The 21,096-nt window shown below is 69.7% G+C and carries 20 protein-coding genes; 13 read left to right on the plus strand and 7 right to left on the minus strand.

Going from position 1 to position 21,096, the window contains the following annotated elements; translation table 11 throughout:
- Nucleotides 1-250: 250 nt before the first annotated feature.
- The 4 genes from ACRSBM_RS16080 to ACRSBM_RS16095 are packed head-to-tail and all read left to right on the plus strand — an operon-like array spanning nt 251 to nt 3,486.
- Nucleotides 251-991: an SCO6745 family protein gene (locus tag ACRSBM_RS16080; RefSeq protein ID WP_434444199.1), complete on the plus strand. Its 741-nt coding sequence runs from the start codon at nt 251-253 to the stop codon at nt 989-991.
- A 34-nt stretch (nt 992-1,025) separates the two neighbouring features.
- Nucleotides 1,026-2,372, plus strand: coding sequence for a flavin-containing monooxygenase (locus tag ACRSBM_RS16085; RefSeq protein ID WP_434444200.1), 1,347 nt, complete (start codon nt 1,026-1,028; stop codon nt 2,370-2,372).
- Between the two features lie 21 nt (nt 2,373-2,393).
- Nucleotides 2,394-2,744, plus strand: coding sequence for a hypothetical protein (locus ACRSBM_RS16090; RefSeq protein ID WP_434444201.1), 351 nt, complete (start codon nt 2,394-2,396; stop codon nt 2,742-2,744).
- Between the two features lie 28 nt (nt 2,745-2,772).
- Nucleotides 2,773-3,486 carry an SDR family NAD(P)-dependent oxidoreductase gene (locus ACRSBM_RS16095; protein ID WP_434444202.1) on the plus strand — a complete coding sequence of 238 codons (714 nt, stop codon included), beginning with the start codon at nt 2,773-2,775 and terminating at the stop codon, nt 3,484-3,486.
- Here the strand turns inward: ACRSBM_RS16095 and ACRSBM_RS16100 are convergent, their stop codons facing one another.
- Entirely contained in the window at nt 3,487-6,216 is a 2,730-nt protein-coding gene (locus ACRSBM_RS16100; protein WP_434444203.1) for a BTAD domain-containing putative transcriptional regulator, read from the minus strand. It abuts the gene before it with no gap.
- Nucleotides 6,217-6,581: 365 nt separating this feature from the next.
- Here ACRSBM_RS16100 and ACRSBM_RS16105 point away from each other — a divergent pair, with 365 nt between their 5' ends.
- Genes ACRSBM_RS16105 through ACRSBM_RS16120 form a run of 4 tightly spaced genes read left to right on the plus strand, consistent with a single transcriptional unit; the run spans nt 6,582 to nt 9,954 of the window.
- Complete coding sequence (locus ACRSBM_RS16105) at nt 6,582-7,160, plus strand: RNA polymerase sigma factor (protein WP_434444204.1); 579 nt, start codon at nt 6,582-6,584, stop codon at nt 7,158-7,160.
- Between the two features lie 23 nt (nt 7,161-7,183).
- Entirely contained in the window at nt 7,184-7,945 is a 762-nt protein-coding gene (locus ACRSBM_RS16110; protein ID WP_434444205.1) for an SDR family NAD(P)-dependent oxidoreductase, read from the plus strand.
- A 40-nt stretch (nt 7,946-7,985) separates the two neighbouring features.
- Nucleotides 7,986-9,302 carry an MFS transporter gene (locus ACRSBM_RS16115; protein WP_434444206.1) on the plus strand — a complete coding sequence of 439 codons (1,317 nt, stop codon included), beginning with the start codon at nt 7,986-7,988 and terminating at the stop codon, nt 9,300-9,302.
- Between the two features lie 4 nt (nt 9,303-9,306).
- Nucleotides 9,307-9,954: a MerR family transcriptional regulator gene (locus ACRSBM_RS16120; protein WP_434444207.1), complete on the plus strand. Its 648-nt coding sequence runs from the start codon at nt 9,307-9,309 to the stop codon at nt 9,952-9,954.
- On the opposite strand, the gene ACRSBM_RS16125 is transcribed toward ACRSBM_RS16120, so the two are convergent.
- From ACRSBM_RS16125 to ACRSBM_RS16135, 3 genes are all read right to left on the minus strand, one after another.
- Complete coding sequence (locus ACRSBM_RS16125) at nt 9,907-10,317, minus strand: hypothetical protein (protein WP_434444208.1); 411 nt, start codon at nt 10,315-10,317, stop codon at nt 9,907-9,909. The two genes, ACRSBM_RS16120 and ACRSBM_RS16125, sit on opposite strands and share 48 nt — an antisense overlap.
- A 286-nt stretch (nt 10,318-10,603) precedes the next feature.
- The gene (locus tag ACRSBM_RS16130; RefSeq protein ID WP_434444209.1) at nt 10,604-12,865 is read right to left on the minus strand and encodes a hypothetical protein; all 2,262 of its coding nucleotides are present in this window, start codon (nt 12,863-12,865) and stop codon (nt 10,604-10,606) included.
- A gap of 218 nt (nt 12,866-13,083) precedes the next feature.
- The gene (locus ACRSBM_RS16135; protein WP_434444210.1) at nt 13,084-14,124 is read right to left on the minus strand and encodes a LacI family DNA-binding transcriptional regulator; all 1,041 of its coding nucleotides are present in this window, start codon (nt 14,122-14,124) and stop codon (nt 13,084-13,086) included.
- A gap of 334 nt (nt 14,125-14,458) precedes the next feature.
- Between ACRSBM_RS16135 and ACRSBM_RS16140 the strand changes: the two genes are divergently transcribed.
- Nucleotides 14,459-14,749 (plus strand): DUF4342 domain-containing protein, encoded by a 291-nt coding sequence (locus ACRSBM_RS16140; protein ID WP_434444211.1) that lies wholly within the window; start codon nt 14,459-14,461, stop codon nt 14,747-14,749.
- 207 nt (nt 14,750-14,956) lie between these two features.
- On the opposite strand, the gene ACRSBM_RS16145 is transcribed toward ACRSBM_RS16140, so the two are convergent.
- The 3 genes from ACRSBM_RS16145 to ACRSBM_RS16155 form a co-directional block, all read right to left on the minus strand.
- Nucleotides 14,957-15,901, minus strand: coding sequence for an acyltransferase domain-containing protein (locus ACRSBM_RS16145; RefSeq protein ID WP_434444212.1), 945 nt, complete (start codon nt 15,899-15,901; stop codon nt 14,957-14,959).
- A gap of 133 nt (nt 15,902-16,034) precedes the next feature.
- A complete protein-coding gene (locus tag ACRSBM_RS16150) occupies nt 16,035-17,054 on the minus strand; it encodes a BtrH N-terminal domain-containing protein (RefSeq protein ID WP_434444213.1) in 1,020 nt (339 codons plus the stop codon).
- A gap of 64 nt (nt 17,055-17,118) precedes the next feature.
- Entirely contained in the window at nt 17,119-17,874 is a 756-nt protein-coding gene (locus ACRSBM_RS16155) for an alpha/beta fold hydrolase (protein WP_434444214.1), read from the minus strand.
- Between the two features lie 297 nt (nt 17,875-18,171).
- Here ACRSBM_RS16155 and ACRSBM_RS16160 point away from each other — a divergent pair, with 297 nt between their 5' ends.
- From ACRSBM_RS16160 to ACRSBM_RS16175, 4 genes are all read left to right on the plus strand, one after another.
- Nucleotides 18,172-19,068, plus strand: coding sequence for an oxidoreductase (locus ACRSBM_RS16160; RefSeq protein ID WP_434444215.1), 897 nt, complete (start codon nt 18,172-18,174; stop codon nt 19,066-19,068).
- A 103-nt stretch (nt 19,069-19,171) separates the two neighbouring features.
- Entirely contained in the window at nt 19,172-19,804 is a 633-nt protein-coding gene (locus ACRSBM_RS16165) for a YbaB/EbfC family nucleoid-associated protein (protein WP_434444216.1), read from the plus strand.
- Nucleotides 19,801-20,157: a hypothetical protein gene (locus ACRSBM_RS16170; protein ID WP_434444217.1), complete on the plus strand. Its 357-nt coding sequence runs from the start codon at nt 19,801-19,803 to the stop codon at nt 20,155-20,157. Before ACRSBM_RS16165 ends, ACRSBM_RS16170 begins: the two co-directional genes overlap by 4 nt.
- Before the next feature lie 33 nt (nt 20,158-20,190).
- Nucleotides 20,191-21,096, plus strand: a complete 906-nt coding sequence (locus tag ACRSBM_RS16175) for a restriction endonuclease fold toxin (RefSeq protein WP_434444218.1) — start codon at nt 20,191-20,193, stop codon at nt 21,094-21,096.

The raw sequence follows: 21,096 nt of genomic DNA on the forward strand, positions 1-21,096 counted from the left end.
TCGCCACCACAGTGCGGATGTCGCGCCGCGGAGATACGCGCGAATTGGGTTTTGCTCCAATCGGGTCGAACCTCCGCGCCGGAGGTTTAGGGCCGACGCGTACTGGATAGTCGGCAAAGCTTTATTCTTCAAACAATTGGCCGGTTGTCCCGTCGCGATATTGCGCTATGCTCGGATTCGCATCTCCTCGTTCGCCGCCGAGCCGTCTTCCTCATTGGTTCGTCACCGTGATCGAGGAAAGGACCACGACGTGGATGCGCAGGAGTGCGCGCGCACGACCCGTGAGGTGCTCGTGCACCGCGGTGGCCGCTTCATGGTCGCGCCCGAGCTCGCGACCCAGGAACGCCTTCTTCAGGTGCCCGCCCGCTCGCTGTACTTCCGCGGCCGGTCGGCCGTCCTCGGGGACCCACCCCCGGCCGTGGTGGCCGAGCTGTTCGGGATCTTCCCCGCCTGGCTGGTCGAGATCGCACTGACATCGAACGAACTCTCCGCGGGGCGGGCCGTCGAGGCGTACACGGCCGGATGCTGGGAATGGGGGCGCCATCACCTCGCCGCGGTCGCGGAGCCGGACCGGGTCGCCGACCTGCTGTTCACCGTGGTGGACGAAGCCGACGGCAGCGGACTCGCGCTCTTCGCGGGCTGGCGGCGGGCACCGAGGCCCGACGACGCACCGGGGCGGCTCGCCCATGCGTTGATGGTCGCCCGCGAGCTGCGCGGGGGACTGCACTTCGCCGCGCTGAGGTCGTGCGGCCTCGGCGTGGTGGACGCGGTGTTCACCGATCCCGACTCCGGACCGGACCGCCTGCGCCAGACGGGGTGGCGCGAGCAGGACGTGGAACCCGTGCGCGCACGCCTGCGTGATCGCACCGACCTGCCCGAGCGCTGGCGACGAGCCCAGCAGATCACCGACCAGACGTTCGGCGCGTGCCTCGGCGTGCTGCCGTCACCGAAACGCGCACAACTGGCCACCGCGCTGCGTGCGGCCGCCTGAGCCGCGCCCGCGCCGAAGACGACAGGAGAACGCAGTGGCACGAGGGACGCAGTGCGTCATCGGCGCCGGATTCGCCGGACTCGCGGCGACCCGCGCCCTGCTCAAGCGAGGCATCGACGTGCACGTGTACGAGGCCAGGCCGGACGTGGGCGGCAACTGGCTGGACGGCGTCTACGACTCCACCTACCTCATCACCTCCCGCAACAGCACGGGCTTCCCGGAGCACCCGCTGCCCTCCAGCCTTCCGGACTTCCCGCACTGGACCCAGCTGCGGGACTACCTGCGCGACTACGCCGACGAGTTCGGCCTGCGCCGCCACATCCGGTTCCGCCACGAGGTCTCGTCGGTGGTGCCGGCGGGCGCGGGCGACGGCACCGGCGGCTGGCTCGTCACCTGCCGCGGCCCCGGCGGCGAGGAGCAGACCAGGCACTACGCCGGGGTCGTCGTCGCGAACGGACACCACTGGGACAAGTTCGTGCCGGACAAGCCGGGCACGTTCACCGGCGCCCAGATCCACGTCAAGGACTACCAGCGCCCCGAGGACCTGACCGGGCCGCGTGTACTGGTGGTCGGCGCGGGCGTGTCGGGCTGCGATCTGGCCGTGGAGGCGAGCCGGACCTTCGGCACCGCCTGGATCTCGATGCGCCGCACGCACCACTTCATCCCGAAGACGCTGTTCGGCAAACCGGTCACCGACCTGAACAGCCCGTGGATGCCCGCCTGGCTGCAGCGGACGATGAGCTCGATCGCGCTGAGGGTCGTCAACGGCCCGTTCAGCCGCTACGGCATGCCCGCGCCGGACCACAAGCTCTTCTCCGAGCAGGTCACCATCAACAGCCAGCTGCTCTACGCACTGCGGCACGGCGCCGTGCGGTACCGCCCGGACATCGAGCGGTTCGACGGCCGCACCGTCCGGTTCGTGGACGGCCGTGCCGAGGAGTTCGACGGGATCGTCTGGGCCACCGGGTACCGGGTGAGCTTCCCGTTCCTCGACCACGGCATGTTCGAGTGGGACAACGGCATCCCGCGCCGCGTGTGCGGCATGGTGCCCGAGCGGATGGCCGGGCTCTACCTCTTCGGCCTCGTCCAGCTGCGCGGCGGAGCTGGACCGATGCTGGCACGCAACGCGGAGCTGCTCGCGGACGCGGTGCGGGCGCAGGACCGTGCCGACCGTCCCATCAGCACCGACCTCGCGCGGCTGCGCGCACCCGACAGCAGGTTCTACCTGTCCGTTCCCCAGATGACCAGGCAGATCGCGCTGGAGCGCAAGGTGCTGGCCGTGTGCAGGCGCCGCGCGCACTGGCGGGACACCGACCCGCCGGTGGGGGAGCAGTGCGGTGGAGGCCTCGTCCGGACGACCGCGGTGTCCGCGGCCCGTTGACCCCGAGAACCGGAGGCGGACATGCAGATCGTGCAATCGGTGCTGGTAATGGGGCACCTGCTCGGTATGGCCGGGTTCATCGCCGCGTACTTCGTGCAACGGCGCGTCGCGCCCGGCGGGCGGCTGATCCCGATGTGGGCGTGGAGCGTCCTGATCGTCACGCTGTCCGGCTTCGGACTCGTCGTCACCGGGATCGTCACCGGCGACCACCACGACCCGGTCAAGATGATGATCAAAGGTGGCCTGATGACGCTGCTCGGTGTCGCCGTGCTCGTCGTGTTCTTCCGCCGCAGGCCGATTCCCCGGCAGCTACCGGCGGTGTTCACCGCGGCCGTGCTCGCCGAGGTCGCCGTGTCCGTCCTGATCACGTGAGCCCGTCCGGGCGACGAAGGAGGACACCATGGCGACCGCACTGGTCACCGACCCGTCCGAGGGAATCGGCTCGGCCTTCGCCCGCGTGCTCGGCGCCAGGGGGCACGACCTGGTCCTGGCCGGAGACGACGAGAGGGAGCTCGGCCGGTTGGCGGGCGAACTGGCCGACCGGCACGACATCACCGTCGAGGTGATGGTGGTGAACCTGGCCGAAGCCAGGGGCCGCTCGCTCGTGGAGGACCGGCTGCGGGACGAGGACCGCATGCCGGTGGACCTGCTGGTGAACACCGCGGCGGGAGGTCCGGCCACCAGTGCCTGGTCGACACCCGCGCATCGGCTGCAGGCGCAGTTCGAACGCAACGCCACGACGGTGCTGCGGCTGACGACGGCCGCGCTGGACGGCATGGTCCGCAGGCGCAGGGGCGCGGTGATCAACGTGTCCGGTACCGACGGCCAGGCCCCGTGGCGGGCGCGGTGCACCGTGCAGGACGCGTTCGTCCGCTCCTTGTCGGAGGACCTGGCCGCCGCGCTGCGCGGCACGCAGGTGCACGTCATGGCGTTGTGCCTCGGCCGGCGCCGGTGCCAGGTGGCCGGTGCGGCCGTCGACGACGTGGTCCGGCGGGCCCTGCGGGACGTGGCCAACCGCAGGGTGGTCTCCGGTCGCGGGTCCGGGCTGCTGGCGGGCCTGTTGCCGGAACGCTGGGTGAACAGCTCGGCGGCGCGGTGGCTGGTGCGGCGGTGATCAGTGGATCCGGTGGCCGGTGGTCGCCTCGCCGGGGGACTCGTCGGTCCGGGACAGGCCGAGCCGGGTGCGCAGCACGAGCGACTGGTCGAGGTAGCCGGCGGCCGCCTCCGGCCCGTCCGTCAGGGCGACCATCCGGGCCACCCGGTGCAGTTGCTGCTCCTCGTAGCGCCGGTCGCCGAGCTGACGAGCGATCGCCAGGGCGCGCTGGTACTGCGTGAGCGCCTCCGCCGGGCGGTTCAGCTTCTCCAGCACCAGGCCGCGCCGGGCGTGCGCCAGGACGTGCGCGTCGCAGAGCGGCATGTCCGCCAGCAACGCGAAAGCCCGGTCGACGTAGGCCATCGCGTCGGAGGTGGCCCCCTGCTGCGCCGCGGCCCGGCTGAGGTTGCTCACCCACTTGGCCTCCAGGTACGGCTCGCCGATCTCGCGGACGATGGCCACGGCGCGTTCCAGGCAGTCGCGCGCCTCGTCGATCCGGCCGGTCAGCAGGTGGCTCTCGCCGATGTTGTTGAGCACCGTCGACTCGGCCTGCCGGTCGCCGAGCTCGCGGGCGATCACGAGCGCCTCCTCCATCGTGGCGACTGCCTCCTCGTGCCGGCCGAGCTCGGCGAGAGCCAGTCCCATGTTGCTGGTCAGCAGCCGCTCGGCGCGGCGGTCGCCCAGCTCGCGGGCCGACTCGAGACCGGGCTGGAGGATCTCGAGCCACCAGGCCTTGTTGCTGCACCGGTAGTGCAGGACGCCGGTGCGGTAGGCCAGCCGCCACGCGCGGTCGTGCTCGCCGTACCGGGCCGCCGTCTTCACCAGCGCGCGGATGTTGCGTTCCTCGGCATCGACCCACGTGAGGATGTCGGTGGCCGAGCGGGACGGCGGCACCACCTCGGGCGGGTGCTCGACCGGCCCGTCGAACAGCGGGGGATGGGGTTCGAGCATCAGCCGGGCGACTCCGACGGTGTGCAGGAAGTAGTCGATGAGCCGTCGTTGCGCGGCCGCGCATTCCGGATCGCCGCGCACCAGCTGGGTCGTGTAGAGGCGTACCAGGTCGTGCCTGCTGTACCGGCCGGGAACCGTTTCGACCACCAGGTGCGCCTCGGCGAACTCGTCGAGGTAACGGCGTGCCTTCCGCAGGTCGGTGCCGAACAGCGCCGCCGCGGCGATCTGGTCGACGTCCGGGCCGGGATGCACGCCGAGCAGCCGGAACGCCCGCCGCGAACGGGGCGGCAGCGCCCGTACGCTCAGCGCGAGGGAAGCACCGACGGCGCGGTCCGGCGTCACGAGCTCGGAGACCCTCCGCTGCTCGTCGGCGAGATCGTCGACCACTCGCTGGATCTGCCAGTTCGGGTGCGTCGCCAGCCGCGCACCGACGATCCGCAGCGCGAGTGGCAGGTGGTCGCACAGCCCGACCAGCGTGCGTGCGGCGGCGTGCTCGGCGGCGACCCGGCGGGCACCGATCACGCCCGCGATGACGTCGAGCGCGGCGCGCGGGGTGAGCACGTCGAGACCGAGGTGCGCCGCGCCCTCCAGTGCGACCAGGCTCTCCAGCTGGCCACGGCCGGTCACGACGGTGAGGCATTCGGGAGCGCCCGGCAGCAGCGGGCGGATCTGCTCGGCGTCGCGGGTGTTGTCCAGCACCACCAGCATCCTGCGTCCCGCCATCAGCGACCGGTACAGCGCGGAGCGCTCGTCGAGGTTCGCGGGGACCTCGGCCTCCCTGACCCCCAGCGCGTGCAGGAACCCGCCGAGCACGTCCTCGGGCGGCCGCGGCTCCCGCTCGTCGTAGCCGCGCAGGTCGGCGAAGAGCTGCCCGTCGGGGTAGTCGCCGCTGAGCCGGTGTGCGTGGTGCAGTGCGAGGGTCGTCTTGCCGACACCGGCCTGACCGCTCACGACGACGATCCGGCGATCGCTGCCCCGCAGCAGGTCGAGCTCGGCGTCGCGACCGGTGAACCCGGCGCTGCGCGGCGGCAGCTGGGCGGGCACGGGCCCGGCCGCGAGCGCGGGTGCGGCGGCCGGGGAGTGACCGGCGACGAGCGCCTCGCGTTCGCGGCGCAGCCCCTCCGAAGGTGTGACGCCGAGATCGGACGCCAACGCGCGCTGCGTGCGTTGGTACACGCCGAAGGCTTCCGAACGGCGTCCCGTGGCATGTAGCGCCCGCACGGCGAGTGCGGCGAGTTCCTCCCGTAACGGGTGTTCGGACACGTGTTCGTCGAGCAGGGCGCTCGCGTCGTCCGCCCGGCCGAGGCGGAGCAGGCGCGCGGCGAGGTCCTCGACGGCGTGCAGCTTGCTGTCGGTGAGCCGCGTGGCCGCGGCGCTGAGGAAGAGGCTGTTCGCGGTGCCTGCCAGCGCCGGGCCGCGCCACAGGCGGAGGGCCTGCCGCAGCGTGGTGACGGCGTCGTGGTCGGGCTGGTGTTTCGCGTCGGCGAGCAGCCGGTCGAACAGCTCGACGTCCACCGCGTCCGGCTCGGTGACCAGCTCGTAACCGGACGCCCTTCGCTTCAGCCTGGCCGGCCCGGTGAGCACCTTGCGCAGCGCGGAGATGTGCCCCTGCAGCGCGGTGCGCGCGTGCGCGGGCGGGGCCTCACCCCAGACCCGGTCGATGAGGCTGTCGGTGTCCAGCAACTGGTTGGGCGTCAGCGCGAGCGCCGCGAGGACCGATCTCCGCTTCGGCGCGCCCACCGTGAACACCGATCCCTTGGTGGTGACGATCTCCACCGGCCCGAGAAGGCGAAGTCTCATTCACGTTCTCCGTCCGTCGACCCGCGTCAGATCGCCGCTACTACCGGAAAATTGCCGCCGGGCAACCAAACGCGTGGAGCGCCGTCAGCTCGTTCCCGTCATCGTTGACAGGTGCTCACTCTAGAGAATTCCGATTCGCTGTCTCCGCTAATCTTGCGAATATTATTTTCCGCATTGTGGCAAACGAAGTCTTGACCTGCGTCAATCACCATCCGTGCTCGCCAATTGAGACGCTTAGTCGGGCATTAGGAAGGCATTAAGCGCGTCTGCGACCGTCTAGGGCGACAGGCTTCCGATCTTCGAGCGGGTGATGCGGAGTGACAAGCGCGGTTTCACGGGTGCAACGCCGGGAATCCCATCTTCCGGTGGGGGACGAAGTGTCGGTTCTCGTCCGCGACTGTCGTCGGGGACGGCAACAGGCATGGCGTTCCGTGGTCGAGGAGTTCACGCCCGTCGTCTGGACCGTCGCCAAGTCGTTCGGTCTGCCGGCGGGTGATTGCGAAGACGTGTGTCAATCGACATGGATTCAGGTCTTCACGGGGATCGACTCGATTCGCCGGCCTGAACGGCTGCGCACGTGGATCGTCACGGTGGCGAAGCGGGAGAGCATCAAGCACCTGCAGTTCTCCGCTCATCACGTCCTGGTCCCCGACCTCGGCTGCGACGTCCGCGAGCCGTGCGGCTCGGGACCGGAGGAGGTTGCCGTGGCGAGAGCGGACCACCGGCGGGTGCGCGCCGCGTTGCTCCAGTTGCCGGGACACCACCAGGCACTGGTGCGACTCCTGATCCGCGACCCGGCTCCCACCTACGACGAGATCAGCGCGCGCCTGAACATCCCGCGCGGATCCATCGGCCCCACCAGGAACCGGATCATGCACCGGTTGCGCGAACTCCTGGAGCAGGACCAGGACCTACCGCCGGTTCACCACCAACAGACCGCATAGCGACGACACAGGAGGAACGGGTCATGTCCACCGCGCAACGTTCCACCGCACTGGTGACGGGGCCGACCGCGGGCATCGGGGAGGCGTTCGCCAGGAGACTCGCGGCGGACGGTCACCGGCTGGTGCTGGTCGCGCGGTTCGAGAAGACGCTCCGCGCACTGGCGGCCGAACTGGAGGACCGGCACGGCCTGGAGCACGAGGTGCTCGAAGCCGACCTCACCGACCCGGTCGCGCTGGCCAAGGTCGAGGATCGGTTGCGTGATCGGAGCGCGCCGGTCGACCTCCTGGTCAACAACGCGGGAATCGGGGCGGTGGGCCGCTTCTGGGAAGCCGATCTGGACGTGCTCCAGGCGCAGTACGACCTCGGCGCCACCGCGGTCTTCCGGTTGAGCCGCGCGGCCCTCGAGGGAATGGTCGAACGCGATCACGGCGCCTTGATCAACGTGGCGAGCTTCGGCGCGTTGATGCCCGGTCGCAACGGCGCGGCGTACACGGCCGCGAAGTCCTTCGTCGTCACGCTGTCCGAGCGGATCGCCGCCGAGCTGAAGGACCGCCATGTGTCCGTCGTGGCGGTCTGTCCTGGATGGACTCGCACCGAACTGCACCGGCGCTCCGGCAACGACAGTCCCGGCGCGTCGTCGAACTGGTGGCTCAGCGCGGACCAGGTGGTCGACCAGGCGCTCGCCGACCTCGCCAGACGGCACACCCGCTCGGTCGCCGGCCTGAGGTACCGCCTGCTGTACCGGATGGTCCAGGTGTTGCCGCGCGGCCTGAGCCCTCGCTGAGCCCGTCGTCCGCCGAGTCCTTCGTTTCCCAGGGGAACACGTGAACCGCAACGACCAACGCGCCTGGTACCAGTACGACTGGGCCAGTTCGGCCTATCCCACACCGATCCTCACCGTGTTCCTCGCCGTCTACCTCACCGGCGTCGCCGAGTCCGCGGCCAGGTCCGGTGGTCAGACGTGCGCCGGCTCCGCACTGGTGGCGTGCGACGTCAGCCTGTTCGGCGTGCCGTTCCCGGCCGGATCGTTGTGGGGCTATCTCCTGGTCGTCGGGACAGCGGTGCAACTGCTGGCACTGCCCCTGGTGGGACTGCTGGCGGACCGCACCGGCAGGTGGTCGGCGGTCCTGCTGGCGTGTGTCGTCATGGGAGTGGGTGGTACCGCGGGGCTCGCGCTCGTCTCGGCTCCCCACTGGCTGTCGGGCTCCCTGCTGTTCGTGATCGCGAACGCCGGGTTCGGTGGGGCCCAGGTCATCTACAACTCCTACCTGCCGTGGATCGCCACCGGCTCGGAACGCGACGCGGTCGCCGCGCGCGGTACCGGTTTCGGCTACCTCGGCGCGGGCAGCATCCTCGTGCTGCAACTGGTGATCTACCTGGGGCACGACGGCATCGGGCTCGACGAGGCGGGGGCGGTGCGGCTCTGCTTCCTGATCTCGGGCGTGTGGTGGGCGCTCTTCGCGATCCGGCCGCTGCGGGTGCTGCGCCGGTTCGACCCGGTACGCCGGCCGGGGTGGACCGCTGGCCAGGACTCGATCTCCCTGGCCGGCACCGCGCGGAGCATGGCCCGGCATCCGATCATCCTGCGGTTCCTCACCGCGTTCTTCGTCTACACGGCGGGCATCAACACCGTGAACGCGGTGGCGTCGCAGTACGGCGAACGCGAGATCGGCCTCACCCAGGACGCACTGGTGCCGATCCTGGTCGCCGTCCAGTTCGTCGGCGCGCTCGGCGCCTGGCTGCACGGCAAGCTGGCGGTGCGGCTCGGCACCCGTGAAGCGATACTGGTCAGCCTCGCCTGCTGGTCGGTGTTGATCTGCATCGGCTTCTTCGTGCCGCACGGCGCCACCTTCGGCTACGCGGCGCTGTCCTGCGGTGTCGGCCTGGTCATGGGCGGCACGATCGCGTTGTCCCGGTCGCTGTTCAGCAAGCTGATCCCGGTCGGCCAGGAGGCGCGCTTCTTCTCGCTGTTCAGCGTCTTCGAACGCGCCAGCTTCATGCTCGGCCCACTGGCGTTCGCCGCCATCGGGCAGCTCACCGGTTCGTATCGGCCGGCGATGATGTCCACCCTCATCTTCTTTGTCGGCGGCGCGCTGCTGCTGTGGAAGATGCCCAGCCGCGTTCCCGCCGGGGCGAGGTGACCGCATGCGCATCGGCGAACTCAGCTCGTGCAGCGGCGTCCCCGTGTCGACGATCAAGTACTACCTGCGCGAGGGCCTGCTGCCCGCGGGCGAGCTGACGTCCGCGAACCAGGCGCGGTACGACGAGGGCCACCTGCGCAGGCTCAGGCTCGTCCGCGCGTTGATCGACGTCGGGGGACTGCCGGTCTCGACCGTGTGCGAGGTGCTCAACGCCGTGGACGAGGCAGAAGAGCCGCGGCGGGAGTTGCTGCGCCTGGTGCAACACGGCATCACGACGGAACCGGCGGCCGGCCATGACGAGGTGGCGGAACGCGAGACGCGGGAGTTCCTGGCGCGGCAAGGATGGAACTACGACGAGGACAACCCCGCGGTGCGTTCACTCGTCACCGTCCTGGCGACCGCGCGCGCCCTGGGACACGAGCACTTCATTGACTCGCTGGACACCTACGCCGACGCGTGCCGGCACATCGCCGAAGCCGACGTGACGCACGCGCTCGACCACCGGGAGGCCACCGACGTGGTCGAAGGTCTCGTAGTCGACACGGTGCTGGGCGACGCGGCGCTGCGAGCACTGCGCCGCCTCGGCCAGTGGGAGAAGCTGAACTCAGGCCTGCAGCAGCCCGATACCCAGCCACACCGTCGCGACGGCTAGAGCGGCCGCCCCCAGGTACGTGAAGACGATCATCTTGTTCGGCTTCTCCGCCTTGGGCGAGACCACGGCCAGGAAGAACCCGAGCGGGGTGAGGATGGGACCCGCGGCGAAGCCCACACGGACGATCGTCTTCGCGGTGTCGGAGAGATTCGCCCGATCGACGTAGAGCAGTGCGACCAGCGCGAAGATGACCCACACACCGGCGTGCGCGTGGCCGGCGCGGAACAGGTGACGCCTCACCGGGTTGTCGAGGTAGCCGGGCGTTCGTTTGCTGATCATGCGCAGCAACGAGTACCCGCCGTACTCGATGGTAGGCACCACGATCAGCAGGATCGCGGCCATCCGCAGGGACTCTGTGGACATGTCATATCCTCGCCGGGGCTCTGGTGGAGATCCGATGCGGCGGTCGGCGATCCCGCTGTACAGCAGGACATCCATCCGCGCGCGATGAACCGGCTGTCGCGTGGTTCGAGGGTATGACGGGGAAGCGCGGCCCGCACGACTCGCTGCTCCGTTCGGTGGTCCCCGTCCGTCTCAGTTGGCCGGACGGTCCATAGTGGACGAGACTCGGGCCGGGCTGGCAAGGTGCGAACGCGGATGTGCCGGTCACCTCCAGCGGCGACCGGCACATCTCTGGCGAGCTCGGAACCTAGACGAGACACTTCCAGCTGTAGGGATCGGCGACGGAGACGGTCCGGGAGAAAATGGCCTGCTCGTGCGGGTTCTGGCGCTGGCAGGCATCATCCATGTCCATGACCACCCGCGCGCCGGTGCCGGTGACGCAGCGCCAGTCGTAGGCGGTCGTTCCCGCGAGGGTGACTCCGTTCGCCGCGCCGATCGAGATGCAGTAACCCTGCAGGTCGAGGCCGCCCTTCTCGGTGAACACCGGCGGCCGGGCGAGGGTGACCGTGACCGACCCGGTACCGGGAGGGAGCGTGACGATTCCCTTGGCGCTGTCGACGGTGCCGGCGCTGGCCCTGGCGATGTTTCCGATGAAGGCCGGCACTTCGAACCGCACGCCGCCGGCGGGAGCGGCGCCGGTCAGGGTAAGGCTGACGTTCGCTCCGGAAGCGGTGATCGTCGCACCCATGCGCTTGCCGCCGGCGATGGGGTAGTTGCCGACACTGGTGGTGGCGCCGTCACGAAGCCATTGGTTCGGCAGACCGCGGCCGACGATCACCGTCGCGTCGAGCTTCTCGGCGACCAACGAGTCCAGCAGCACCTTGGAGGCGTTGGCCTGCCCCCACATGTGCGGGCTGGAGCCGGTGCCCGCGGTGCTGTGGGTGCCGGGGGACCAGTTGCTCGTTCCGACGGACTGGATTCCTTCCCACCAGGAAAAGGGAGCACTCTGGGCGTTCTGGACGAGGTACTGGTAGCCGTGGATCCCCTCCGAGCGGTACCGGGAGGAAGCCAGGCCGGCTGAGCCGTAACCGGCGTTGTAGGCGCTGCTCACGCCGGGGTAGCCACCGAAGGTGTGCTTGGGCAGGTTCGACAGACGGCTGAAGCCGTTGTCGTAGGTGGCATCGATCAGGTTGATCATCGGGCCCGCCGGGTCGCTGCCCCACAGCTGGCCGTCCCACGCCCAGCGGCCGAACAGGAACATCGAGGCCCAGTTGCCGTTGTTGGTCTGGCCGCACACGTTCGCGCTGCTGTTGGGAACGTCCATGGCACACGGCAGATAGGACAGGCGGTTGGTCGAAATGGTGTTGTTCAGCCTGGCGTTGACCGCGTTCAGCAGCCTGTCGTACATCCGGCCGGCCCACGACGCCTCGGCTGTCTCGCCGAGGGTGGTGGCGATGTACTTGTAGGTGAGAAGGGCCAACAGCGCCGACTGGTTGTCGACGGTCCAGTAGCCCTCGGCGTCCACCGCCTTGGTGGCCTTCATGATGCCGCCGGGGCCGGTGGCGTCGGACTCGATCGCGTGGGCGGTCTGCCTGATCGTGGCGAAGTGCTCCCGGACGAAGGCGGCATCGCCGGTCTTCCTCAGGTACACCGCCCAAGGCCAGTTGTACTTCCACGTTCCGTCCGGGTACATCCGGGTGACGTCGTTGGGGTCGTCCCGGGAGATCAGCGTCGGCAGGTAGTCCTTCGCCCGGTTGAGGTCGCCGGCCTCCAGCAGTTGCACCAGCATGCCGACGAGGTCGTGGTTGAAGATGGCGTCGTAGCCGTTCTCGCCCACGTTGAGCCGGTTGCCGTCCTTGACGAGGTTCGTGGTGATGTAACCGGACCGGTAGGCGTTGGCCAGCTGCGGGTCGGGCACCTCGATCTGCGCGATCTGGGCGAGTTTGGCGTCCCAATAGGACGTCATGTGCGCGTAGTGGGCGTCGTAGCCACCGGCGGCGACCAGTTCGCCGGCCGAGGGCCAGGCGTAGCTCTGGCCGAACCTGTCGGCTGCGATCACGTAGTCGAAGTTGGTGGTCTGTCCCGGTTGGACAGTGGTCGACGGGTGGTTGAGCGCGAGTGTTCCGCCGGTCGGCGCCGGGTCCAGGACGTGTGCGACCGTGTCGTGGTTGGTGACGCCGACCCGCGAGTACACGGCGACGAAGTCCCGGCCGCCGATCGTCACCTTGTCACCGAAGTTGGTGATCGTGACGGTGCTGTTGTCCCGCTCGAACCGCGTTGTCAGGGCGGGGTAGTAGCCCCCGGCGTTGAACCACTGCAGTCGCTCGGGGTTGTTGTAGATCCCGAACCGGACCGTGGTGTTCGGTCCCGAGTGGATGTCGAAGCTGCCGTCCTTGTGGGTGAGGACGCCGTAGTAGTCGCCCTCCCAACCGATCGAGGCGCTGTCGTGCTGGGTGACAGCGGCTTTCGCATCCGTGGAATACCACACCGGGGAGCCACCGGCGAGAGCCAGAACTGCGGTGACGGTCGCGGCCAGCCAGCCGCGCCGCCTTCGGCTGTGCCTCTTCATGTCGGGCCTTCCTTCCGGTCGCGCCCCGCCGTGGGCCTGAACGGCCCGATATTTATCGTTAAAATCAAGCTCAGCGAACCCAACCACAGGCTCTCTTCTGCTGTCAACGCTGGAAGATCCGCGTTCAACGGCCACGCTTCTGAGCTTGGATGTCCGCAGGCGGTGGATCGATCCAACACGCCGGTCCGGACAGGCTGAGAACGATGGAGATGCCTGGGTCAAGCCCGGCGTCGGGAGGAACCACGCACGATCAGCTCCGGCGCCAGCAGTTCCGCCACCGGCACCGCCGCACCGTCAACCGGGCACAGGGCTTCCACGATCCGTTGGCCCACTTCGGAAAGCGGCTGGCGGACGCTGGACAGGTCGAGAACTTCCGCCGACGGGGTGTCGTCGTACCCCACCAGGGCCACGTCCTGGCCGGGAACCAGCCCGAGATCACGGATGGCCTGCAGCGCACCCGCCGCCAGCGTGTCGGAGGCCGCGACCAGGGCGGTCGGCGCATCGGCCCGGTCGACCAGGCCGCGCGCCATCTTCGCGCCGCTGACCCAGGTGTCCTCGCCGCGCACGTCGAGGCGGTGGCTGCCGGCCAGCAAGCCATGCCGGTCCATCGCCGTCACCCAGCCGCCGGCGCGGTCGTCACCGACCCGATGGCCGTCCGGGAAACCGAGGAATCCGATCCTCTGATGGCCGCCGTCCGCCAGGTGGTCGACGACGGCGCCGACGCCTGCCGCGTTGTCGACGTCCACCCAGCCGTTCGCGTCGGCAGCGTCAGAGAATCGGCCGAAACACACGAACGGCACAGCGGCGTCCTGGAGTATCGATGGCCGCGGGTCGCCGGGAGCCAGGTCGTACAGCACGACACCCTCGACCGACCCGGTCCGCACGAGCCGGACACAGGTGGCCGCTTCACTCTCGGCGTCGTCCACCGCGAACAGCATCAGGTGCCTGCCGACCGCCTGCCCGGCCTCGGCCAGCGCGTGCAGAAAACGATCATGCAGATGGGCCAGTGAGTGGGAGGGGACGGGCTCGATGCGGCACGCGATCATGCCGGGTGTGCTGGAGCGCAGCGCCCGTGCCATCCGGTTCGGTTGGAACCCCAGTTCCGCGACGGCTCGCTGCACACGTTCCCGCGTCTCCGTGCGCACCTTCTCCGGATAGTTCATGACGTTGGAGACCGTCTGCTTGGACACGCTGGCGGCCGCGGCGACATCGGCGATCGTCACCGGACCGGACCGCGGCCTGGCAGGCGCTTTCGCCACGACAACCCCCCTGACACCCGCTGGTGCGCCCACGTCGGTGACGCGCTTGTTGATCGATAAAATCCGGCTGACCAGTCACATCGTACTAGCTGACCCGCACCGCCGAGATCACTTTGAAGGGCGGCGGGGGCCGACGCGTTCGGGTCGAGGACGTCCGCTACCGGCCTGTCGGCGTGTTCTACGGCGTCGAGTCACTTCCTGTGTCCTGGTGACCGCCTGGACCGGTTTCCTGAGGGGTAAATCAGGCAGAGGTCAGGGGGAAACCCTGATGGCAGGGCGCCCGGCCGTGGGCAGGCTGGAGTCGTCAGGGGATATCCGCAGTTCGAGGAGAGTCATGAGCGAATCCAAGCCCGAGTCCACCCGTACCGCCGTCGACTCCGTGGTCGACGCCGTTCGCGGGCTGGTGAGCGAGGGCATCAACCGTCGTGTCGTTGTGCGTGACAGCAAGGACGACGTGCTGCTGGAGGTGCCGGTGGCTCTTGGGGTGGTCGCGGCGCTGGCAGCTCCGGTGGCCACGACGATCGGTGCCGGTGTCGCGCTGGCCGGCAAGTGCGCGATCACGTTCGAGGACCGCCGGCAGCCCGGTAGCCAGCCGGTGACGACGGTCGAGGCCGAGCGGGTGTAGTCAGCGGCCGCGGGTCACCGCGGCGGAGATGTCCACGGGGGCGGCCGCCGTCGTCAGTGGTGGTGACGGCGCCGCGCTGTGGCAGGCCCGTTGTGCGGCCGCCGTGGTTATCTCTATAGTTTCAGTGTTGACCAAAATCAACCCCCTATGCAGCGCAGCTGAAGTCGAGAAAATCCAGCCACACGAACGCACGGAGCAGGGGAGCGCCTAGATCGGAAGGCGACCGCTGCGCCAGCGCCAGTGACCGCCGGCCCGCAGGTGGTCGACGATCGCGCGCTGGAGCACGGTGTTGCGCGGTAGCCGGTCGAGCGGGGTGGTCAGGCTGCGGAACACGAACCGCAGCACCTCGACGTCGGCGTCCAGCCCCTCCGGCTCCTCGTAGGGCTCCAGTTCGAACCGCTGCTGGAACCGGACGATGTTGGAGTCCGCGGGCAGGTACTCCCGCAGTTGCGGGTCGAGCAGCCACGAGCCGCAGGAGAACGCCGTGTAGTGCTCGCCGGGGAAGTGGCGAGGGAAGAACGCGCGGGCTTCGTCGAGTGACGCCGTGACCGCTTCCGGGATCAGCGGCCCCGAGTCGGGAATGTGCAGGGCGATGGCGGTGTCGCCGCGCTGGTGCTGCAACCGGCCGAGTTCGTACACGCCTCCACGCGCGTGCAGGGTCAGCCAGCTTTGCATGACTGGCCAGCCCTCGCGGTGCATCCGCCGGTCGATCGCGAGGTTGCGGCCGAGGTCCGCGAGGGTTGTCCACGACACGGCGTCGGCGATGCCGTGGTCGCGGTGGTACGTCGTCACGACGTCGACCAGGGCCAGGTACGTGTACACGTAGAGATGCCGCCAGGCCGGACCCCGTTCGCGCGGCAGCTCCGGGCCGGGCGGCAGCCAGTCGTGGCCGCCGAGATCGGCGCGGACCAGGGCGATCGAACGGTCCAGCAGCCAGCGCAGCTCCGGCGTCCACAGTGGAGAGCCGGGGTCGGGCCAGCCCGCCATGATCTCGGCGGCGTCGTCCGGCCGCACGGCGAGCCGGTCGAGGAGTGCGGGCGCGTGGGCCTTGGCGGGCAGCGGAGCCGACGGCCGGTCACCGGCGAGCCGGTGCACGCGGTCGACTTCCTCGACGGGAACTCCGAGCCGGGCGGCGGTGTCCTCAAGATCCACGCGGACAAACCTACCGGTCGCCCGCGGGTCTGCGCGGCTCGAATTCCGGCGTTGCTGGACAGTTCCGGTGACCACGCCGAACGGAAACCTGGATGTCGGGGTTTCTCCGCAAGGGCCAATCGGTTCGGTGCTTTCACCTGTCCGTCTTGTTGCGGACGCCGGCCAGGGCCTGCATGGCACGACGTTCCCGGGTCGCGAGCGCGGTCAGGATCGCCGAGGCGTCGTCCAGGTGCTGGGGGTCTCCTGTCTCCCCGGCGGCCGTGACGAGGCGGGCGACCTCCGTCCACAGTGGAACGATCTCGGCGTACAGCCGATGCCCGAGAACGAGGTTGTCGTCGTCGACGATCGCGGCGCATTCGGCGAGGAAGTCGCGGTATAGAGCGCGGAACAGGGATCCGCCGGTGCCGCCGCGTTCCATCAGCGTTCCCGCCAGCGGAAGATCACGGGCCGGGTCACTGGACCGCGCGAGCCAGCGTTTCACCTGCTGGGCCGCCTTGCCGATGCCGCGGTGACCGAGGTTCGCGATGGGCGGGTTCAGGAAGGCGTGCGCGTTGCCGGTGACGGCGGCCCGGATGGCGTCGCCCAGATCGGGCCGGCCGACCGGCCCGGCGATGGTGTAGGAGAGGTTGCGTGCGGTCATCGGCCCCCGTTCGCCGCGAGCCCGTTCCAGGCTTGCCAGCGTGGTCGTCACGGCGCCGCCCTGCTGAGCGGTGTCGACCAGGTGCGCGTGGGTGTCGTCGTAGCCGTACAGCGCGACGAAGTGGCCCCCGAAGTGGACCTTCGTGGTGAAGTAGTCGAGGTGGTAGGAGTCCAGCTGCAGCCCGGCAGGGCGTCCCTCGCCGAGTGCGGTGACGACGTTCTGCCACGCTTTGCGCGGCGAGGCCGTCTGCTGGACGTGCAGCGTCAGGCCCAGCCGGGCGGCCGCGGTCCGGGTGATCTCCATCGGTTTGACCCGACCGCCGAGGAACGGGAAGTCCAGGTACTTGGCGTCCCAGTAGACGAAGCTCAGCCCTTCACCGAGGCCGAACAGCATGGGCTCGGAGAGCTCGAGGCCCGCATGGCGCAGCAGGGCGCCCATGGTGGTGGTCTCGCAGTGCTGACCGTCGGGGAACGAGACGTCGTCGATGATCATGTCGGGTCCTGAACTGCTCACGGCGGCTGGATCGTGCACTGAACAACCTTGAACCCTCCCACCGTGTCAGGGTCAACCTTCCTGGTCACGAGAGCGAATCCCAGAACGAACGCAACACCTTCGCGGTCGCCGCCGGGTCCTGCACCATCCACGAATGACCGAGGCCTTCCAGCTTGGCGGTACGCGCGCCGAGCAGGGCGGCGACCTCGGACGACGCGGCCGGGTCGTCGAACCCGTCGGCGGTCGGCTGGAGGACGAGACCGGGTGCGGGCGCCGGCCGGGACAGTTCGGTGCCCCAGTGGGCGAAGATGTTGGGCTGCGCCGAGCGGTAGAGGTCGAGGATGCAGCCGCACATCGTCTCGTCCTGGCTCGCCTCGAGCCCCGCGACGTCGGCCTCGCTCATGCCTGCGGCGCGCAGCATGGTCCCGACCGAGACAACTCCGTCCAGCTCGTTCGCGAGGAAGGCCTTCATCCACTCCTCGCCGCTGCCTGGGGTCTGCCACACCTGCGCCATCTGGTGCCAGACGTAGCCGGGGTGGAACACCGCGCCGATGTCGACGGCCCAGCTGCGCACCGGCACGTCGAACGCCGTGACCGCTCGCAACACGAATCCAGCACCGAAGTCGTGCCCGACCACGTCGACCGGGCCGCGGAAGCCGCGCAGCGTGGCGGCGAGCCAGGTCGCGTACTCGTCCTTCGTGGCGCCGAAGTCCGCGGCCCGCGGAGTACCGAACCCCGGAAGGTCCAGCGCCACCGTCTCGACCTCGTTCCCGAGATGCTCTCGTACGCCGTTCCAGATCACGCCGGTCTCGGGAACACCGTGTACGAAAACAACAGTCACGACCACTCCTTAACTAAGTTCAACTGTCCGACCAGGGTTGCTGAACATCGTTAAGGTGTCAAGCGTCCGGTTGCGGGGAGGAGACCAGCTCCGATGTGGACCCGGCAACCGCTGAGCCACGGGAACAGTGGATCGCGCCGGCGCGAGTTCGAAGAAGTCGCACAGAACCATGACTTGACAACGGCAGGGGGTGCGGTGAACGGGTCGGTGGCGTGCAAGAAGCGGCGACCGGACCGCACAACCATCGTCGAGGCGGGCCGCCGGGCTGCTTCGGGGCGGGTGCTTAAGCTGGCGATCATGACGAAGCGCCGGTGGACCGCCGATGATCTTCCCGACCTGACCGGTCGCACCGTGGTGGTGACCGGTGCGGCCAGCGGGGTGGGCCGCGGCACGGCGACCGCGTTCGCCGCGGCAGGGGCGCGCACGGTGCTCGCGGTGCGCGACGTCGCCGCCGGTGAGCGGGCGGCGGTCGCGATGTCCGGCGACACCGAGGTCCGTGAGCTGGACCTGGCGAGCCTGGCGTCGGTGCGCGCGTTCGCCGAGGGCTGGCAGGGCGGACTCGACGTCCTGGTCAACAACGCCGGGGTGGCGATGACGCCGTTCGGTCGCACGGCGGACGGATTCGAGCTGCAGTTCGGCACCAACCACCTCGGCCACTTCGCGTTGACCAACCTGCTGCTGCCCTCGATCACCGACCGGGTGGTGACCGTGGCTTCCGGCGCGCACAAGGCGGGCGTGCTCGATCTCGACGACCTGGACCTCGCCCGCTCCGGCTACACCGCGGTGAAGGGCTACGGCCGGTCGAAGCTGGCGAACCTGCTGTTCACCCTGGAACTGGAGCGACGCTGCCGCGAGGCCGGGTCGTCCGTGCGCGCGCTGTCCTCGCACCCCGGCTACTCGGCGACCAACCTGGGTACCAAGGGCCGCAACCCGTACCTGGTCAAGATCGTGCACCTGGCCGGGCGTTACCTGGCGCAGAGCGAGGGGCAGGGCGCGTTGCCGTCGTTGTACGCGGCGACCCAAAACCTGCCGGGCGCCAGCTACGTCGGCCCGGACGGACGGTACGAGCTGCACGGCCACCCTGCGCTGGTCGGCCGGTCGGCGGCGGCCAGTGACCCGGTGCTGGCGCGGCGGCTGTGGGAGGCGTCGGAGCGGCTCACCGGGGTGACCTTCCCGCTGACCGCGAAGCCCTGAGCCCGGCGCTCAGCCCAGCGAAGACCCGCACAGACCGCGGCAGCGCTGGCCGGAAGCGGTCAGCGACGCCCGTTCGCAGTGGACGTGCCGGAGCCTTGAAGCCATGGACGGAATCGATGTCGAGCGGGTCCACCGGCAGTTGGCCGGACTCCGCGCGACCGCCATCTCCGCCGACGGTTTCCTGACCGCCACCGCGGGTTTCCTCGGCAACCTGCTCGAACTCGACGTCGATCCGAGGGTCTACCGCATCCGCGACGCCCAGGCGCTGGCCCGGAGCGTTCTGGACACCACCCGAACGGCAGTGGATCGCGCCACCCAGGCGGCGTTGGAGGTGGCAGCAGTGGTGCTACCCACGCCCGGCCACGTCGACCTGCTCTTCGGCCCTCCGCTGCGCGAACTGGACCGCCTCAACGCGCAAACGCGCGCCACCACACCGGGATCGCGGCCGGCACTCAGGTCCGGCATCGACTACGAGGCCGAGCGCCGCGCGCTGATCAAGTGCCGCGAGGCCATGCCGGCGATCCGGGAGACGGCGGAATCCGATGACGGACTGGTCGCCGCCACGGCAGACGCCCGAGGCAGGCTGCTCGACCTGTCACTGCACCAGTCGATCTATCGCGCACCCGACTCCCGCCGGTTGGCGGAGGGGATCATCACCACCGCGCGCCGGGCCACCGAGCGAGCCCGCGCCCGGCTGCACGCGACAACCGCCGCCCCACGGGACGTGCGGTCGTGACGGGGCCTGGCCAGGGTCTGGAGATGGACCCCGACCTGGCCGAACCGCTGATGAAGGCCCTCGACAGGACGGGCGTGGAACTGGCGAACGCATGGCGGCACGTGCCTGCCGACACCCTCGCCGGCGAGGCGGCGATCGGTGTCGACAAGCTCGGCTGGGCGTTCCGGGAAGGGCTGGGCGGCGGCCGAACGGCCAGCGACCTCGGCAACGGGTACATCCAGTTCGCCCACAGCGCACGCGAGAGCGCGCAGCAACTGCCCCGGAAGTACCAGGAACTTGGCGCCGCCGGCCTGGCCGGCGCCAGGGACTACCGCGAGGCCGACCAGCGCGGTGCCGCGGCGATGCCCCGCTGACGACCACCCGAACGCGGGAGAGGAGGCGCTGTCATGCCGGTCCAGCCACCGGACTCACCCCTGTGGCACGCGATCCGACCGCACGTCGAGTGGCCACAGGCCGACGAGGAGGCGATGGCCAGGCTCGGGCGGACCTGGAAGGACGCGGGCGCCCACGACCACCGGCGGCACAACGGACGAACCAACGAGCTGCGGAACGCCTGGGCGGACGACAACGGCCGGGACTACCACGCGAAGGCCGTCGCGCTCGTTGTCATGACCTCCGATGCCGCCGCCCAGATGACGCGGCTCGGGTGGCTGGCCGCCCAGTACGGCGACGACGTCCGGTACACCAAGACCGAGATCGCCAAGGTGGTCAACGACAACGCCGAGTTGTACGCGTCGGCGTTCGCGCCGTGGGAGGACCCTGGCAAGCCCCAGCGGATCGTGACGACGCTGGTGGCCTCCATCAACGCCTTCACCGACGCGATGGCCGACCGGATCGCCGCGCGCGGCGCCCTGGGCGAGGACTTCCACCGGCCGCAGTTCGTTCCCAGCTATCTCCCTCCCTCCGAAGCCGGTGTGGTCCCGCCCGGAGGGTCCCCGTCGAACGGCGGACTCGGCGACCTCGTCAAGTCCGCGCAGAGGCACGACCCCGCGGCGGACGCCCTGGCGAATCGGATCAAGGGGCGTTCCCAGGTGGAGTTCGCCAACGACCCGAAGGGGCGGGAGTTCGACGCGGTCAGCGACCGGTACCTGGCCCAGGCCAAGCCTGCCGACTTCCGGGAGAGCAAGAAGTGGAGGGAGCAGGCGAGGGACACGTTCCTGTACGCCCAGCAGACCGGGCGGACCCCTTATTTCCAGTTCGACGGCCCGCCGCACCCCAACGTGCTCAGGAAGCTCGATGAGTACGCCGCCAGATACGGTGTCCAGCCGGTGATCGACCTCAATCCGCTGTGA

The organism is Lentzea xerophila (genome assembly GCF_051094245.1).
Classification (GTDB): Bacteria; Actinomycetota; Actinomycetes; order Mycobacteriales; family Pseudonocardiaceae; genus Lentzea; species Lentzea xerophila.

Excerpts from the sequence above, each read along its gene's own strand:
- ACRSBM_RS16165 (WP_434444216.1), top strand. The coding sequence starts at position 19,172 with ATGGACGGAATCGATGTCGAGCGGGTCCACCGGCAGTTGGCCGGACTC.
- ACRSBM_RS16095 (WP_434444202.1), top strand. The coding sequence starts at position 2,773 with ATGGCGACCGCACTGGTCACCGACCCGTCCGAGGGAATCGGCTCGGCC.
- ACRSBM_RS16100 (WP_434444203.1), bottom strand. The coding sequence starts at position 6,216 with ATGAGACTTCGCCTTCTCGGGCCGGTGGAGATCGTCACCACCAAGGGA.
- ACRSBM_RS16090 (WP_434444201.1), top strand. The coding sequence starts at position 2,394 with ATGCAGATCGTGCAATCGGTGCTGGTAATGGGGCACCTGCTCGGTATG.
- ACRSBM_RS16125 (WP_434444208.1), bottom strand. The coding sequence starts at position 10,317 with ATGTCCACAGAGTCCCTGCGGATGGCCGCGATCCTGCTGATCGTGGTG.
- ACRSBM_RS16160 (WP_434444215.1), top strand. The coding sequence starts at position 18,172 with ATGACGAAGCGCCGGTGGACCGCCGATGATCTTCCCGACCTGACCGGT.
- ACRSBM_RS16110 (WP_434444205.1), top strand. The coding sequence starts at position 7,184 with ATGTCCACCGCGCAACGTTCCACCGCACTGGTGACGGGGCCGACCGCG.
- ACRSBM_RS16140 (WP_434444211.1), top strand. The coding sequence starts at position 14,459 with ATGAGCGAATCCAAGCCCGAGTCCACCCGTACCGCCGTCGACTCCGTG.
- ACRSBM_RS16175 (WP_434444218.1), top strand. The coding sequence starts at position 20,191 with ATGCCGGTCCAGCCACCGGACTCACCCCTGTGGCACGCGATCCGACCG.
- ACRSBM_RS16120 (WP_434444207.1), top strand. The coding sequence starts at position 9,307 with ATGCGCATCGGCGAACTCAGCTCGTGCAGCGGCGTCCCCGTGTCGACG.
- ACRSBM_RS16130 (WP_434444209.1), bottom strand. The coding sequence starts at position 12,865 with ATGAAGAGGCACAGCCGAAGGCGGCGCGGCTGGCTGGCCGCGACCGTC.